At 61.7% G+C, this 16,080-nt stretch carries 16 protein-coding genes and 1 pseudogene; 7 read left to right on the top strand and 10 right to left on the bottom strand.

The genetic code is table 11. The features are described from left to right. Positions 1-48: 48 nt before the first annotated feature. The 6 genes from CO657_RS12065 to CO657_RS12040 all read right to left on the bottom strand — a co-directional run bounded on the left by CO657_RS12065 (position 49) and on the right by CO657_RS12040 (position 6,442). Entirely contained in the window at positions 49-1,701 is a 1,653-nt protein-coding gene (locus tag CO657_RS12065; RefSeq protein ID WP_003593698.1) for a putative bifunctional diguanylate cyclase/phosphodiesterase, read from the bottom strand. Positions 1,702-1,888: 187 nt separating this feature from the next. After that, a complete protein-coding gene (locus CO657_RS12060) occupies positions 1,889-2,722 on the bottom strand; it encodes a sugar phosphate isomerase/epimerase family protein (protein ID WP_054183376.1) in 834 nt (277 codons plus the stop codon). Further along, positions 2,719-3,924, bottom strand: a complete 1,206-nt coding sequence (locus CO657_RS12055) for an NAD(P)/FAD-dependent oxidoreductase (RefSeq protein ID WP_054183377.1) — start codon at positions 3,922-3,924, stop codon at positions 2,719-2,721. The genes CO657_RS12060 and CO657_RS12055 overlap by 4 nt, the downstream gene beginning before the upstream one ends. A gap of 85 nt (positions 3,925-4,009) precedes the next feature. Next, positions 4,010-4,321, bottom strand: coding sequence for a MocE family 2Fe-2S type ferredoxin (locus tag CO657_RS12050; protein ID WP_003593701.1), 312 nt, complete (start codon positions 4,319-4,321; stop codon positions 4,010-4,012). Continuing rightward, entirely contained in the window at positions 4,318-5,352 is a 1,035-nt protein-coding gene (locus CO657_RS12045) for a sterol desaturase family protein (RefSeq protein WP_054183378.1), read from the bottom strand. The genes CO657_RS12050 and CO657_RS12045 overlap by 4 nt, the downstream gene beginning before the upstream one ends. A gap of 88 nt (positions 5,353-5,440) precedes the next feature. Continuing rightward, the gene (locus tag CO657_RS12040; protein WP_054183379.1) at positions 5,441-6,442 is read right to left on the bottom strand and encodes a LacI family DNA-binding transcriptional regulator; all 1,002 of its coding nucleotides are present in this window, start codon (positions 6,440-6,442) and stop codon (positions 5,441-5,443) included. 248 nt (positions 6,443-6,690) lie between these two features. Between CO657_RS12040 and CO657_RS12035 the strand changes: the two genes are divergently transcribed. From CO657_RS12035 to CO657_RS12025, 3 genes are all read left to right on the top strand, one after another. Beyond that, positions 6,691-7,383 carry a type 1 glutamine amidotransferase domain-containing protein gene (locus tag CO657_RS12035; protein ID WP_054183380.1) on the top strand — a complete coding sequence of 231 codons (693 nt, stop codon included), beginning with the start codon at positions 6,691-6,693 and terminating at the stop codon, positions 7,381-7,383. A gap of 52 nt (positions 7,384-7,435) precedes the next feature. Further along, positions 7,436-7,849: a GFA family protein gene (locus tag CO657_RS12030; protein ID WP_003593706.1), complete on the top strand. Its 414-nt coding sequence runs from the start codon at positions 7,436-7,438 to the stop codon at positions 7,847-7,849. 111 nt (positions 7,850-7,960) lie between these two features. Next, entirely contained in the window at positions 7,961-8,404 is a 444-nt protein-coding gene (locus CO657_RS12025; protein WP_054183381.1) for an SRPBCC family protein, read from the top strand. A gap of 52 nt (positions 8,405-8,456) precedes the next feature. Here the strand turns inward: CO657_RS12025 and CO657_RS12020 are convergent, their stop codons facing one another. From CO657_RS12020 to CO657_RS12015, 3 genes are all read right to left on the bottom strand, one after another. Continuing rightward, on the bottom strand, positions 8,457-9,395 hold the full coding sequence (locus CO657_RS12020) for a hypothetical protein (RefSeq protein WP_054183382.1): 939 nt from the start codon (positions 9,393-9,395) through the stop codon (positions 8,457-8,459). A gap of 314 nt (positions 9,396-9,709) precedes the next feature. After that, a complete protein-coding gene (locus CO657_RS36730) occupies positions 9,710-9,883 on the bottom strand; it encodes a hypothetical protein (RefSeq protein WP_003593709.1) in 174 nt (57 codons plus the stop codon). Positions 9,884-10,105: 222 nt separating this feature from the next. Next, on the bottom strand, positions 10,106-10,996 hold the full coding sequence (locus CO657_RS12015) for an SDR family oxidoreductase (protein ID WP_054183383.1): 891 nt from the start codon (positions 10,994-10,996) through the stop codon (positions 10,106-10,108). A 91-nt stretch (positions 10,997-11,087) separates the two neighbouring features. Here CO657_RS12015 and CO657_RS12010 point away from each other — a divergent pair, with 91 nt between their 5' ends. After that, positions 11,088-11,912, top strand: a complete 825-nt coding sequence (locus CO657_RS12010; protein WP_054183384.1) for a helix-turn-helix transcriptional regulator — start codon at positions 11,088-11,090, stop codon at positions 11,910-11,912. 446 nt (positions 11,913-12,358) lie between these two features. Then, positions 12,359-13,891, top strand: a complete 1,533-nt coding sequence (locus CO657_RS12005; protein WP_054183385.1) for an Ig-like domain-containing protein — start codon at positions 12,359-12,361, stop codon at positions 13,889-13,891. Between the two features lie 71 nt (positions 13,892-13,962). Here CO657_RS12005 and ftsZ read toward each other — a convergent pair whose 3' ends face one another. Then, positions 13,963-14,985 carry a cell division protein FtsZ gene (gene ftsZ / locus CO657_RS12000; protein WP_003593717.1) on the bottom strand — a complete coding sequence of 341 codons (1,023 nt, stop codon included), beginning with the start codon at positions 14,983-14,985 and terminating at the stop codon, positions 13,963-13,965. A 349-nt stretch (positions 14,986-15,334) separates the two neighbouring features. On the opposite strand from ftsZ, the gene CO657_RS11995 reads away from it, so the two are divergent. Together CO657_RS11995 and CO657_RS38220 are read left to right on the top strand one after the other, a co-directional pair. Continuing rightward, positions 15,335-15,547, top strand: coding sequence for a hypothetical protein (locus CO657_RS11995; RefSeq protein WP_054183386.1), 213 nt, complete (start codon positions 15,335-15,337; stop codon positions 15,545-15,547). Positions 15,548-15,768: 221 nt separating this feature from the next. After that, positions 15,769-15,936: pseudogene (locus CO657_RS38220) on the top strand (phosphodiester glycosidase family protein); the annotation flags it as partial. Positions 15,937-16,080: the final 144 nt, after the last annotated feature.

Raw genomic sequence — 16,080 nt, 5'->3', positions numbered from 1 at the left:
GGAGCGTCAGATGCCCTCAAAAAAGCACGGCGAAATATCTCTCGTTTGCTATACCAGCGCGTGGCTCACCGATGTTTCAGCCCGGTCGATGAATTCGCCGATCGCCTCGACCGGAAGCGGCCTGCTCACCAGATAGCCCTGAAGCCTGTCGCAGCCCACACTGTGCAGCCATTCCGCCTGAGCCGGCGTCTCGACCCCTTCGGCCGTCACCTGCATGTCGAGGCCATGTGCGAGGTTGACGACGCAGCGGACGATCGTCTGGCTTTTCGGATCGGTTTCCAGATCGGTGATGAAGTATTTGTCGATTTTGATCGTGTCGAAAGGGAATGTCTTGAGATAGCTGAGCGAAGAATATTCGGTCCCGAAATCATCCAGCGAGATCCGTATCCCCAGCACGTTGAGCGTATTCAGGGTGTCGATGTTATTGACGGTGCGCTCAAGCAGCACGCTTTCGGTGATCTCAAGCTCCAGACGCTCGGGCGGAAGTCCGACCAGGTCCAGCGTCTGCGATATGCGATCCGTCAGGCCGCTCGTCAAGAATTCCGCCGCCGAGACATTGACGGCGACGATGTAATTCTCAGGCCACTTCATCGCTTCGCGGCATGCCTGCTCCAAAACCCATGCGCCGATGTCAGGCATCATTCCATCGGCCTCGGCCATCGGAATGAATGCCGCCGGTGGAATTTTTCCAAGTAGCGGGTGGTGCCATCTCAGCAACGCTTCGAACCCGACGATGCGGCTGCCTTCGGCAAGGGGTTGATATTCGACGAAGAATTGCTGTTGATCCAAAGCCATGCGCAGGCTGCGGCGCAGCAATTCGCGTTGCTCCAGCAACTCAAGCATTGCGGCATCGAAGGCTTTTGCCCGGCCGCGCCCGTCTTGCTTGGCGGCATAAAGCGCGAGGTCGGACGCCTTCATCAGCTGCTCCGGATTGGTTCCATCCGGAGGAGCTGTGGATATGCCGATGCTGGTGCCAACAAAGACCGCGATGCCATCGATCGTGAAAGGCTTTTTGAATGCGGCAACCAAAGCTTCCGCCAACCGATGCGCTTTGGCCGGATGTCCCGAGCCCCTGGAAATAACGGTGAATTCGTCGCCGGCCAGTCGGTAGGCTCTGTCATCGCTGGTCAGGCAGTCTTGAATACGCCTTGCGGCAAATTGAAGAAGCTTGTCACCGGCTGGATGCCCAAGTGTGTCGTTGACGGGCTTGAAATCGTCAAGGTCGAGCTGCATCAGAGACAGGGTCTCGTCCGAGCCTGCGGTCTCCTGCAGCAGCACAGCAAGATCGTCGCTGAACTGGCGTCGGTTCGGCAGCCCCGTCAGCGGATCGTGGGTCGCCAGGTGCAGAAGGGTCGCGCGCTCATCGTCGACAAGCTCATCGGAGCGAACCACGGCAAACAGCTCTCCGATCCGATAGATCGTCAGCCCGTGTGCGCCCGGCCCGCCCAGATCGCCCGATATTCGCAACGGCTGGGCACTGTCATCCAAGGAGCGGAAAGCGAGCGTAATCGCCGATTTGTCCAGCTGTGGAAAATGCTCCCAAAGGGACGTGGCCGGTTTGACGGATGCAGGCAGCTCATTGCCCAGCAAATTCTCGACGGGATTGAAGTCGCGGTCAAAGAACAAAAGCCGGTCGATCGAAGTCGAAGCTTCTGTCTGTGTTTGTCCGAGGGCCGAGCTGGCCGCACGAATTTTCCGCATCTTCGGGCCTCTCCCAGTCGAGTGTCCTAACCAGATATCGTAGCAAATCAACTGTCGCACAACTTGTGCACGTCAAGATTTACATTAGGCACCCCTGATTAACAATCCCAAACCTCTGCCGACAGGCTTACGATTTTGGGCACACTGCACTGATCCAACAGGGGATTTGCAGATCGGGACGCTGATGTCAGGCGGTGGCAGCCCAGAGCTTATGCACAAGCTGCCGCAGCGTCAGGGCCTCAGCCCACCTGTCGGTCGAGTCGTTGCCGTCTCTGCCGGTGATCGCATAGGGTTTGGGACCCAGCTCGCAGGTAAAGATCAGCTCGGCGTCCTCGGCGGCGCGGGATCGCCAGTGGCGAAAACCATATTCCCACCATTCGAGGAAGAGATCGACCCAGGGCCGGTGGTGCGGAAAGGAGATCTCGATCTGCACCTGTTCACGCGAGGCAATCCGGCCGTGAAATGCGTGGGCGTTCTCCAGGATGCGTCGGATCAGAGCGTGGTTTTCCTCATCGACCGGAAAGGCGAACTCGCGGCCGACGAGGAAATGCGACAGGTCGGCCAGCAGCGGCAGGTCGGGACGCTGATCGAGCAGATCCAGCGTAAAGAACAGGTCCGCGGTCATCCTGTCGCGATGTGTTTCGATGAACACGGGAATGCCGGCATCTTCAGCAAGCCGCATCCAGCCATCAAGAAGCGGCAGGCAGGCATCGACGCGGCGCGGGCGGATATCGGGTTGCAGGTTGATGTGGCTGACCGGAAACTCCGCGGCCAGTTCCAGCGGCAGACGCAGATCGTCGACAGAGCGCGGGAAGCAGACACCCTCGATCTTCAGGCCAGTGCCCCGGATGGCCTCGTCGAGGGCAACGACATCGCCCCGGTTGGTGTAATGCGCGCTGATGCCGTCGAAGCCCGCCTCGGAGATCATCGCGATGTTCTGGTCGAGTGTGCGCTCGAACCCATCCGTGTGCCGGCGCTCCATGGCCCAGAGCGATTGGAAGATCAGCAACCTCTGTGTCATGCGGCCCGCGCGCTCTTCAGAAGCATTTTGAGGTTTACGCCCGGGTCTGCCAGTTCTGCGGGACTGGGGCTGATGCCTGCGGCAATCAGCATCTCGGCGAGCTTGATGTCCCGGGCCAGGCCATTGCCCATGCCAAGGCCCGCGGCTGCCACGAGGCGCCCGTCATCGAGATAAAATTCGAGCTCGCCTTCCGCGGCCGAACGTTGGACGGTCCGATGGGAGGACTGCGGCAGTCCTGCCACCTGGAGGCCGAGATCGTACTGGTCGGACCAGAACCAGGGGAGGGCGGCGAAGGTCTCGGCTGTACCCGCCATGTTTCGCGCCGCGGTTTCGGCCTGCGTCCTGGCGTTCCGCCAGCTTTCATAGCGAACATGTCCGCCACCCGGCTCGGCCACCGCCGCGCAATCGCCTGAAGCGAAGACGTTCGGCGCGCTGGTGCGAAGACAGGCGTCCGTCAGGATGCCGTTGCCGGTGGCCAGTCCCGCTGCATCGGCCAAGGCGATGTCGGGCAGGACTCCGATGGCGCTGACGACGAGATCGGCATGCACCAGGCTGCCATCGGTCAGGGTGACGCCGTCGTCGCCGATCGCCGTCACGCCTCGATCGAGGTGAAAGCGCACACCTTCCGCAACATGTCTGGCGTGCAGCTTTTCGGCAAAGCGGGCAGGGACGGCGCGGCCCAAAGGTTTCGGGGCGGCTTCGATCACGTTGACCGCGACGTCCTTTCCGCGGAGAACCGCTGCAAGTTCCATCCCGATCAGACCGGCGCCGATGATCGCCACGCTCCGGCCCGGTGCAACACGGGAGAAGATCGCTTCGGCCTCAGTGTGGGTGCGGAAGTCGAATGCATGCGCTGCACCGGGGCAAGTGAGCCGCCTCGGCCGCGCGCCGGTCGCCAGAAGCAGCTTTTCGTAGCGCAGCACCCTTCCGTCGCTCAAGCGCACTGTTGCTGCGCCGGTATCCAGCTCGGCGGCCGACAGGCCCTTGAGATAGGCAATGCCGGCCGCTTCGAGCGCGTCTGCCGCGCAGATCAGCTTCATCTGCACCGCATCGTTCACGGTCTTCGACAGGGGAGGTCGTTCATAGGGCAGATGAGGCTCGGCTCCGACCAGCGTGACGGGCCCGGAATAACCGGCTTCACGCAGCGCAAAGGCTGCCCGGGTGCCGGCTTCGCCGGCGCCGATGATGACGATATCGTCCATGTTTTCTCCGTGGAAAGAGCGGCCGGCGCTCGTGAGGACATAAAAACCAACGCCTGAAGCGCTGCGCAGGTCCGGGCGACATGCATCAAGCCAGAGCCACGCGAACCTCTCCGTCGATCACTTCCGCCGGATAGGTTTTCAGATTTTCGCAGGCGGGAAGCCTGAGGGCCTCGCCGGTGCGATAGTCGAAGGCGCCGGAATGTTTTGGACATTCCACCTCGAAATCCATCACCAATCCGTCGGCGAGATGGATTGCCTCGTGGGTGCAGAGGCCGGCGGTGCAGTAGACGCTGTCGTCCGGGCCACGGTAGATCGCATAGGTGCGGCCGCCATGATCGAAGCGGATGGCGCCTTCCTGTTCGATATCGTCGAGTTTGCCAGCTGAAACCCAGGTCATTCGGCGGCTCCCCCGACTTCCAGGCTGGCCTTGCGGGCCGCGAGTTTTTCCTTGCGTCTGCGGTAGCGTTCCTGCATCTGCGCTTCGCCCTCGGGCGTGCCGTCGTGCCAGGTGCCGAACCATTTATCGAGCGGGATCAGCGCGTCGCCGTAGTTCACCTCGAAATATTTGTGGTGGAGGTAATGCGCATAGGCATGGCTATCGACCAGTTGCTCCTTACCGATCTCGACCTTGTCGAAGCCGACATGGCCGGGAATTGCCCCGAAACCGGCATAATGCAGCTGGTAGAGCATGAGGATCGGGTTGGAGGGTAGGAACAGATGGTAGAACGCCGTTCCGAAATAGAGCAGATGCTCGACCGGATGCATCGACAGCGACGACCAGGGGGAAGGGTTCACCGAATTGTGGTGGACCGAGTGCACCCATTTGTAGAGCAAAGGCGTGTGGATCAGCCGGTGTATGCAGAAAAAGTGGAACTCGTGAATGATCGGCACCACGAGCGCGACGAGCGCCAGCGTCCATGGATTGTCTGCAAACCGCAGCCACGGCGCGTAGCCATTGGCATGGGCCCAGAGCATGCCCACCTCGACGGCGGTCCAGATCGTCACGCCTGACAGGAAGGTGCGCAGCATATTGTCGAGGTTCTGGCGCTCGAACCAGAAGGCGTTGCTCTTCTGGTCGGCCGGGAACTTGCCATTGTACTTGAACCGGTTTTCCTGCCGCTTCAACACGTAGAGATGCAGTTCGAAGGCGCCGTAGAACAGGAAGACCGCGATGGCGTTCACCGCATAGAGCCAGGCGATCCAGCCAAGGCTGAGCGATGTCATCGTCTCCACGGGCGGAATGACCCAGGCCCAATAGGCGAGCGCAGAGACCGCGAAAATCAGGTTCCAGGGAAGGAAGTAATGCGGCAGCCATTTCAGGACCGCCATCAGCCGCGGCGGAAAGGCGAAAAGCGGGGCGGTTTCGGCCGGCTGGTTCGGCGCCCAATCGCCGCGCTTGTTGCGCTTGCCAAATTTCAGATCATCCATCGGCATCTCCTCCGCCCCGCATCTCTCTGCTGACTGGAAATTAGCAGGGACGCCGGTGAATGCCGAAACCTTCCTTGATCTGATTAGATCAAAGCCCTTCCTTGGTGATGGTAATAAAACGGATCGGTGCCTGGTCCGGTTTGATATCGGTCAAGCCAATCCGGCGCAGGATCAGATCGAGCGATCGCCTGGCCTGCGCCTCGGGCGCCTGGTCGAGGACCACATCCATGATACCGTCCTGCAAGGCGCTGCGCGTATAATCGGTGAGTTCATGCCCGACGAAGAAGATGCCGCGTTCGCGCGCATGCCGCCGCAGCACAGCGATCAGCGCCGAATTACCGCCGCCGGCATTATAGAGGCCGGCAAGGTCCGGATAGATCCGCAAGGCCGAGGACAGGAGTTCAGCGCCGAGATGCTCTTCGTCGAGACCGAAGCCCAGATACTGGAAGCTGGTGGCGCCGGGATGCTCGAGAAAATAGTCCGAAAAACCGCGGATGCGGTCGCGGTGCACCTGATAGATCGGATGGCAGATCGCGAAGACCGGACCGGTCCGGCGTGCCATTCGGCTGATGAAGAGCGCTGCCGTCCGGCCGGCGGCATAATTGTCGATACCGACGAATTCGCCTGTCCGTTCCGAGGCGCGGGTGACGACATGGACCACCGGCAAGCCTTGGGCGCTGACCTTCTCGACGGCCGCGCCGATCACCGGATGGTTGGGCACCGCCAGGATCAGGCCGGCGCGCCGCAGGCCGGCCGACAAGATGCGGCGCGCGATTTCTTCCGGCTTCATCTCTTCGGTAAAACTGCGATGCACGATGACCAGCGGGTCGAGGGTCGCCGCGATCCTCTCGAATGCCGCGGAGAGCCGCTGATAGAAGGTCGTTTCAGGACGCACCATCAACACCTCTATGCGCAGCAGGCCGCGATGGGTGTCCGGGAGCGTGCGGGGATAATCCAGCGCGCGCGCGGCAATGATCACCTTCTCGACCAGTTCCGGGCGCACGCCCCCGCGTCCGTTCAGGACCCGCTCGACCGTGGCCGTCCCGACGCCGGCATGGCGGGCGATATCCCGATAATTCGGCTTGTTCACTTTTCAGGTCCCTGGAATGGCCAACGCGATCGGATCGATCCTACGGGCAATCCGTCCCTCTTCATACACCGGAGCCTCAGAACTCACAGAAGCTGATTGGCCGATACCAATGGCGGAAGGGAGAGCTTGTATCGCGGGTGCAGTCGATCTATGATTTCTGCCAATTCAGCATGAGATTGCAGGCAGTATTTCACCGTTAAACCGGACGCGGGAGAGTTTGTCCTCCGGCCGGCCGAAGGAACTGAGCAATGAAAATTCTCATGGTTCTCACATCGCATGATCAGCTGGGAAATACCGGAAAGAAGACCGGATTCTGGCTAGAGGAGCTCGCCGCCCCTTATTTCGTCTTCCGTGATGCCGGGGCCGAGGTCGTGCTCGCTTCGCCCAAAGGAGGTCAGCCTCCGCTCGATCCGAAGAGCAACGAGCCGGCGTTTCAGACCGACGACACGCGCCGGTTTGAACGCGACCCGTCGGCAACGGCGGCGCTCGCCAACACGCTGAAACTGTCTGACATCGACCAGGCCGATTACGACACCGTGTTCTTTCCCGGCGGCCATGGCCCGCTCTGGGATCTGACGAACGACCGCAACGCCCACACGTTGATCGAGGAGACGCTTGCTGCGGGAAAACCGCTGGCGCTCGTCTGTCACGCGCCGGGGATCCTGACCAAGGTCAAGGCTCCGGACGGCGGGCCGATCGCAAAGGGTCGAACGGTGACCGGCTTTACCAATTCCGAGGAGGCCGCCGTGCAGCTTGTCGAGGTCGTGCCCTACCTGCTCGAAGACGTACTGAGAGAGCAGGGGGCGAAGTTTTCGACGACGGAAGACTGGGCGGTGCATGTCGTCCAGGATGATCAGCTGATTACCGGGCAGAACCCGGCCTCGTCGAAGCAGGCCGCACGCCTGTTGCTGCATGCGCTGGGCAAGCAGGATGCGGCCTGAGGCGTAGGGGCGAGCTCCGCCGCCGATCTTGAAACGGATGAAGGACCCCGGCATGGGTAGGAAATATACGGGAAAATGTGCTTGCGGCGCGGTGCAATTCGGCTTCGACACAGATCCGACCTTCGTCGCGGACTGCCATTGTCTGGATTGCAAGAAAGCCTCGGGCGGCGAGGCGGCCACCTTCTTTGCCGTGCCGCAGGATGATTTCACCCTGACTGCCGGCAAAGCCAAGGCGTTTCACTACATCGCCGATTCCGGCAAGGGGCTCGATCGCAACTTCTGCGCCGATTGCGGTGCACGGTTGTTCAGCAGCAACCTCGAAAGCTTTCCTGGTCTGGTCTTCGTCACCCTTGGCAGCCTGGATCGGCCTGAGCTGATACAGCCCGGCGTCGAGATGTTCACCAAACGGCGGCTGGCTTGGGCAACGCCCCTCCACCTTCCGCAGTTCGAAGGCATGCCGAGCTGACGGCTGCACGGCGCCAAGCGATTTTTCTTGAAGAAAAGATCGATCCCGTGTCGGATCGGCGAAGGCTTGTCCGTCCTTAGCGCGTTCATTCCACCACAAGGGATCATCACCATGCCGAACACCATACGCCTGCATCGCGTCTTCGCGACCAGCCCGGACAAGGTCTATCGCGCCTTCATCGAGGCGGATGCGCTTGCCAAGTGGCTGCCGCCGAACGGCTTTCTGTGCACCGTGCATCATTTGGAGCCGGTCGTCGGCGGCACGTTCAGAATGTCGTTCCGCAACTTCACCACCGGCAACAGCCATGCCTTCGGCGGCGAATTTCGCGAGCTCGTCCCCGGCGAACGCGTCCGCTACACCGACAAGTTCGACGATCCGAACCTGCCGGGCGAAATGGAAGTCACTGTGACGCTGAAAAAGGTCTCGGTCGGTACCGAGGTTGATATCACCCAAGCAGGCGTGCCCGACCTCATCCCGCCGGAGGCTTGTTATCTCGGCTGGCAGGAGTCTCTGAAAAACCTCGCCAGGGTGATCGAGCCCGATATCCAGGAATAGCGCGATTGCGCCAGGGCTGCCGGGGCTTTACGCCGGCGGCCCAAGAGAGCCCTCAGGTGGGCTGCTGGAGGATGCCGCGTTTGGCCAGCGCCGCACGCGCTGCGGTGGCTCCCCACTCTTCTGAAAGGTCATGCCCTTCGATCTCGGCTTCGGCGATCGGCGTCGCGCGGATCAGCGGCGCGGCGCCGAAAGGCAGGCCGTCGATCCGGTCGGGGTCGCGGCTGAGCATGATCCGAGTCATCGGGCGGTAGTCATCGGTCAGCCGGCAGAACAGGATGGCGCCGTGCTTGTCGACATCGCGGGCGACGCGATGCCCGTCGGCCACGAGGTCGCCGATGCTGATCAGCAAGTTGCCCCAATTGCCGATCTCCTCCGCATCCATTGTCGCAGCGTTGAATTCCATGAAAAGCTCGCATTCGACACCGTTCTCCTGATCGGATATGCCGGCCCATGGGGTCGACAGTCCGTCGGTGGCAAGCGTCAGCATTTCCGGCGCATGGATGGCGAGGATGCGGCGGTGCGGGCCGAACCATTTCGTCTGGTTATAGATATTGGCCGTCGCACGCTCGACGGCAAAACCCTCTTGCACTAGGCCGCGGCTCTGCCAGAAGGCGCGCCGCGCGGCGGCGGAAGCCTCGTAAATCGGATCGTCGGGACCACGCGGAACGATCGATTGGTCATAGGTGGTTTCGAGGGTCAGCTGCGCCCGCATCAAGGGAAATCTCGGCTTTTTCCAGCGGATCACCACCGTGTTGAACCGCTCCGTCGCGGCCGCATCGAGCTTTTCGACGACCTCCTCGATAATGCCGAGCGGTTGGGTGGAATCCTGCCTGATATGCTTGCCCTTGGCATCGACATAACCGCCGGTGCGGGAGGAATGGCCGGCCTGCAGCGTGGTGGCGGTCCATTCGGCCCTCACTGCACCCGCCGGCGCCTTGCCGAGAACCGGAGCAAGCTCCCGGATCGCATCGTCGATCGAATAGGATGCCACGTCGCCCCTCCACCTTCGCCCCCAGTTCGTATCCCTCGGCCGGCCGGCCGCGAGCAGAAGGTAGGGCAGAGGCGTTGCCGTTCAATGACGGGTGGGGATGGTGTGAGCACGGGCCAGGCGAATGCGCGGCTGGCGATATCCGCTGGCGTTGCGGCGTGTGCATGCCTGTAGAAGATTTTATAGAAAACTCTCACCCAGCACCCTCATCTCTGTCCTTGGGTCAAAGCCCGAGAACAGAAATGAGGGAACTGTGGGGCTTCCCGACAATAGTTGGTGGGGATATCGCCACCACGCAAGCGGGCGGCACGCGCCGCTCAATTGCTTCCGTCGTTCGGCCGCGCCTTGGCGCTGTCGTTGCTGCTGTCCGAGGCAGTTTTGCCGTCGGGCTGCTGACCGAAATATGTGCCGCCGAGGTGGCCGCCGGCGCTGGTGTTTTTGACCTGCTGTTCGGCGCGTTTCTGTAGTTCACGGACGTTGGTCTTGCTCATTTTCGGCTCCCTGTTTGAGGTTGCGACCTCGGGACAACCGATGGGGGACGACACTGTTCCATATTTTCTGCGGGACGATCCCGCCGATATGAATGAGGGGCGGATGCGGTAGGGCAGGGTCATCTCTGCAAGATCGGCGGCATCCCTACCATGGCGCGCCCGCCTCGTCCTTCGAGGCCCTTGCGGGGCACCTCAGGATGGGGCTCTCGGGGGGCGGGCGTCTTAACCACCGAAATAAGCCGGGTGGTCGATATCGGCGAGCAGGTCCGGTTGGGTGGGCTGCCAGTTGAGGAGCGTGCGGGTGCGCTCGCTCGATGTCGGCACGTCGAAGCCCGCAAACATCGAGAACCAGCCGAAATGCTCAGCCGCTTCCTCGCGCGACTTCGAGACCACCGGAACAGTGAGCCGCCACCCGATCACCTCGGCGATCTTCCGGAACGGCACGCCCTCCTCGGCGACCGCGAGGAAGGGGCCGCCGACTGCGCCGCGCTCCAGCGCCAGCCGATAGAGGCGGGCGGCATCGAGCCGGTGCACCGCCGGCCAGCGGTTCCGCCCTTCGCCGATATAGGCCGAAATACCCGTCCGTCGGGCGAAATCAATCAGGATCGGCACGAAGCCGTGATCGCCGTGGCCATGCACCGACGGCGGAAGGCGGACGGTGGAGGCGCGTACCGCGCGTGCCGCAAGTGATACCGCGGTGATTTCGGAGGCGCGGGGGTAGGTCTCTGTGGTGGGCATGGGCGGATCTTTCTCGGTGCCGACGCGGCCGGGCGCATGGCCGAGGCCTGCCGTGACCAGCAGGGGGCGGCTGGAGCCTTGAAGAGCTTCGCCGAGCGCCTCGATGGCGCGCCGGTCGAGGGCGCAGTTTTCGGCGAATTTCGAGAAATCATGGTTGAAGCCCGTGTGGATGACGCCATCGGCCTCGGCGGCGCCGCGCTTCAGGCTCTCCACATCCTCGAGCGTGCCGCGATGGACCGCAGCGCCGGCGGCCGCCAATTCCTCAGCTCCTTTTTCCGAGCGGGTTAATCCTAGCACTTGGTGTCCGCCAGCGATCAATTCACTGACGACAGCCGAGCCAACCCAGCCGGTTGCTCCGGTTACGAATACGCGCATGTCAACCTCTCCTGTTTTGCTGGAGACAGATATCGAGCGTCCTGCTATCATGGTAAAGTAGTGATATTATCATGGTATAATGATTAACAGGATGAGCGAGTTCGTCACCTCTGAAAACCGGCTAGGCGCCTATCTCAAGGATCGCCGTGCCAAGCTCGATCCGGCCGCGCTCGGCTTTGCCGGCGAGCGTCGCCGCACGCCGGGGCTGCGCCGTGAGGAGGTGGCAGGCCGCGCCAATATCAGCCCCACCTGGTACACGTGGCTGGAGCAGGGGCGCGGCGGCGCGCCGTCGGCCGACGTGCTCGATCGGATTTCGCGGGCGCTGATGCTGACCGATATCGAGCGCGAGCATCTTTTCCTCATCGGCCTCGGCCGCCCGCCCGAGGTGCGCTACCGCAGGCAAGACGGGGTGACGCCCAGGCTGCAGGGTGTGCTCGATGCACTGGACCCGAGCCCGGCGCTGATCCGCAACGCCATCTGGGACGTGATTGCCTGGAACCGGGCGGCAACCGTGCTGCTGACCGACTACGGCGCACTGCCGCCGGAAGAACGCAACGTGCTGCGCTTCATCTTCCTCGATCCGCGCGTCCGCGCCGCCCAGTACGACTGGGAAAGCGTCGCCCGCTTCGTCGTCGCAGCCTTCCGGGTGGACGCGGCCCGCGCGGGTGCTGCGGCCGAGGTCGAGCCCTTGGTCGACGAACTCTGCCGCAAGAGCCCGGAATTCCTGGCCATGTGGCGCGACAACGATGTGCGCACCCATGGCGAGGGCGTCAAACGCATCAAGCACCCGGTGCTGGGGTTGCTCGCCTTCGAATATTCGGCATTTCAGGTGGATGGCCGCCCGGATCTCAGCATGGTGGTGTATAATCCGGCGACGGTGGAGGATGCCGAGAAGATCAGGCGGGTGTTGGGGTGAGAACGCTAGTCGGCTTCTAAGTGCGGGGCCTGATGCGATGCACACCCGCCTCGTCCTTCGAGGCTCCGGCCTTCGGCCTGCGCACCTCTGGATGAGGCTCTCTTGGGCGTTGGCGTCCATCCTCCGACTGCTGTTGTTGCGGGCGCGGCATTCCCCAGCGCCCCTCATGCTGAGGCGCGCAGCCCGAGAGGGCGGAGCCTCGAAGCACGCGCCGAAACGTTGCTTCTTGCGGGCTTGGAGCGCCGGCGCACCCGCCTCGTCCTTCGAGGCTTCAGCCTTCGGCTTCCACACCTCAGGATGAGGCTCTCTTGATCTTCGGCCCGGCTGATGTGACGAAATTGTAAATCGCTAAATTGCCACTTCAGCTAGAAAATAGTTTGACCTTCTCCTGCAATGGCTGTTTTCTCCCAATCGACCAAGGCGAGTGGATCTTGAAGGAGATATCCATGACAGTGTTTGCAAAACCTGTGGCGGTCGATGATTCCCACACCGTCTACGAGAGCGACGTTATTTCAGGCAATCTGCTGGATAACGATATATCAGCGGCCAACGGCAATATGTTTCTCAACTTCTTCGACGGCGAAAGGGTTCTCGCCAAGAAGGATGGGCAGGTCACCGATATCGAGGGCGAGCACGGGACGTTCCACGTCAAGGCTGACGGCTCCTATACCTATACGTTGAGCGAGGCCGCCAAGGCGGGTTTCGTCGATGGCATGACGCTGACCGAGACGATCGGCTACAAGATCTCAGATGGCGCCGGCAATACAGATGTCGGCCATTTCACGCTTGATATTCACGGGGTTACCAGCCCGCCGGTCGCGGTCGACGACGCCTTCTCCTTCCGCGAAGGCGGTGAGATCACCGGCAACGTGCTTGCCAATGATCACGCCGGAGAGGCCGGCACACTCTTCCTGCGCTCGGTCGAGGGCACGAACGTCGGAACCGGCGAGCGGCAGACGACCGACGTCGCCGGTGAATTCGGCACCTTCCATTTCTCGGCGGACGGAAGCTTCACCTACAATCTCGATCCGGCCGTGAAGGCGGGTCTTAACGACGGCGAGCATGTCACGGAGAAGCTCCAATATTACAAGGTTTCCGACGGCGCCGGTCACGCGGACGCCGGCGTGATCTCGCTGACCGTCGACGGCGTGACGGACGGCAAGTCGTTGAACACCAATCATGTCGAGGCACAGGCGGATGTGGTGCGCCCCTTCCTGGACCACTACGAACTCCAGGGTGTCGCGGTCGATCCGCAAACGGGCAAGTTTTACGTCAGCTCCGGCCATGGTTTCCCGGATGATTCCATGGTGTATATTTATGACAACGCCGCCGCATTTGAAGCCGACAACGCCAGCGGCGCCATCTCTCTCGGCGAATATGACCGTGGCGAATATGACATCGGCGGAACCTATTTTGCAGTCCGCGGCGGCGAGATCATCGGAAGAACCAACGAGGCCAGAGGCGAAGGTCCTTTCCCCGATCAGACCTATCTCGCAAAATGGGATGCCGCAGACGGATCGCTCGATCAGCAGGGCGACCCGATCCCCGGCCTTATCGGCGATAATGGGGCGGGTACGTTCGACTGGGGTGGATTCACGGCCGTCAATACGATGCAGGATTCGACCGGCATCTACGTTGTCGGCCGCATCGATGATGCGACCTGGCAGGTCTCCAAAATCGATCCCGACACGCTGAACCCGATCGAATCCAAGACTTTCTCAGCCGGTGGGCTGGGATACGGCTTTGCCGTCGACGGCACGTTCTTCTTCGGCGATTCCTTCGGCAGCGAGCATATCGGCACGGCATTCGATTTCGAAACCGGGGTCAAGACAGCAATCGATGTCAACATCGCCATATCAGGAGACGACTCCATCACCAACGTGGCCTATGACGCGGCGGCGGATTCGATCTACATCACCAACTCTCAGACCGACGAAATCTCCGTGGTGCACAACATCTCGGACATATTGTTCGCCTGACGGGCCTTAACCGTATGACGTCGCCCCGTTCGTTTGTACCGGGCGACGTCTAGTCATCAGCGGCGGCCCTACTACTGCAGCGTGCGCGTCTGGATCTGCTCTGCGGCTGGCTGAGAGGCGGAGGCGGGCATTGCGCCGCCTTCCAGGCCGGTTGCCACGACCGAGACGCGGAACCTGCCGTCAAGGCTGCGGTCGAAGATGGCTCCGACGACGATGTCGGCGTCTTCCTGCACCTCGTCGCGAATGCGGCTTGCCGCTTCGTCGACTTCGAACAGCGTCATATCCGAACCGCCGGAGATCGAGATCAGCACGCCCCTGGCGCCCTTCATCGAGATATCGTCGAGCAGCGGGTTGGCAATTGCCGCTTCCGCCGCCTTCATCGCGCGGCTTTCACCGGAGGCTTCGCCAGTGCCCATCATGGCGCGGCCCATGCCGCGCATGACCGACTTCACGTCGGCAAAGTCGAGGTTGATCAGGCCTTCCTTGACGATGAGATCGGTGATGCAGCCAACGCCCGCATAGAGCACGCGGTCGGCCGTCATGAAGGCATCGGCGAACGTGGTTTTCGCATCGGCGATGCGGAAGAGGTTCTGGTTGGGGATGACGATGACCGTATCGGCTGCCTGGCGAAGCGCCTCGATGCCGATTTCCGCCATTCTCATGCGGCGGTTGCCTTCGAAGGTAAAGGGTTTGGTGACGACCCCGACCGTCAGGATGCCGGCCGCACGTGCTGCGCGGGCGATGACGGGTGCTGCACCTGTGCCCGTTCCGCCGCCCATGCCGGCGGTGACGAAGCACATGTGCGAGCCGGCCAGGTGATCCATGATCTCATCGATCGATTCCTCGGCCGCCGCATGGCCGACCTCCGGCAGAGAACCGGCGCCGAGACCCTCGGTCACATTGGCGCCGAGCTGGATGCGGCGCGTCGCCTTGGAGGTGGCGAGCACCTGAGCATCCGTGTTTGCGGCGACGAATTCGACGCCTGCCAGGTTTTCCGCGATCATATTGTTGATCGCATTGCCACCACCACCACCGACGCCGATCACAGTAATGTGCGGCCGCAGTCCCGAAATGCCGCCCTTGGCGTCCGTCATCGCGCTCTCCTTTGATGCTTCGTTCACGCCACGCCCTCGTCGCGGATAGCGAATCGGCGCTTAGGATAGCCGCCCAACAAGGCGGAGGCGAGGCGAAAGACGTCACAGCGGGAGAGATCAAGATCGGGACGGGGCTTGGTGCTGCTTTGAGGGAGAGCGCCGTGGCGGCCACTCCTTGAACTGGACGCGTGGAGCGGTTTCGGCCCATGAATTGGAACCAGGATCGCACCCGTGCTGTTTAACTGGAAGACGCGCGGAAGCGCCGATAACAGGGACGCCGATCGCGGGAGAGCCGGCCTATTTCGGCAAGGACGATCGGTCTTTTAGTTCCCCTATGGAGGAGCGCGACATGCAAACGACCCGATCGAAAGAACTGGCGAATGAATATCTGCGCCTGGGCGGTAAACGGCTGGCCAAGATCGATGATAATATCGTCAAGATCCGCCACTGGGAGGATGACACGCCGGAGGCCGAGGCTTTCTGGCAGAAGAACATTGAGCCGCTGGATGAGCGGCGCCGCGTAGAGGTCGAAACGCACCTTCCCACGATCAACGACAGGTGATCGCAGCGATTTCCCGCAAGCCACTATCGATCGCGCCGGCTGTCCAGTCGGCACTGGGGCGACAGGCGGATCGTGCATCCGTCCCTACGAGATCGCTGGGGAAACGCGTCAATGATGCTTTCATTCAAAATATAGAAGTGTTCGCCCATCCTGCTGACGCGAACGTCAGATATGTCGTCTGAACTGCGGACGCTGACAAAGCCGACCTCAGATTGTTCTGGAACAACGCCGATACGGCCAAGCCCGAAGGCTCCGCCGGCCAGGTCTCGAACTTCTACAAGACCGAACGGCGTATTCTCTATCGGTACGCGGGCGCTTCGATACTGCCGACCGATGAATTTCTGAAGCGTAAGCAGAGTGTCCGCTTCGCCACCCAGTCCGGCCCGATGCCTCTTTGCATGATTACCTCCGAACTCCCGCGTCGACCGTTCCCCCAGTGTCAACGGAATACGGCGGCGTCCGGTGGAATAACCTTTACTGACAGGTTGTTGCTGCTACCTAAAGTTATTTTCTTGAGGACATTCTCGGTTCTT

The organism is Rhizobium acidisoli, from assembly GCF_002531755.2.
GTDB classification, from domain to species: Bacteria; Pseudomonadota; Alphaproteobacteria; order Rhizobiales; family Rhizobiaceae; genus Rhizobium; species Rhizobium acidisoli.
Note: the sequence above shows the minus strand (reverse complement) of the source record. Positions and strands in the feature narration are given on the sequence as shown.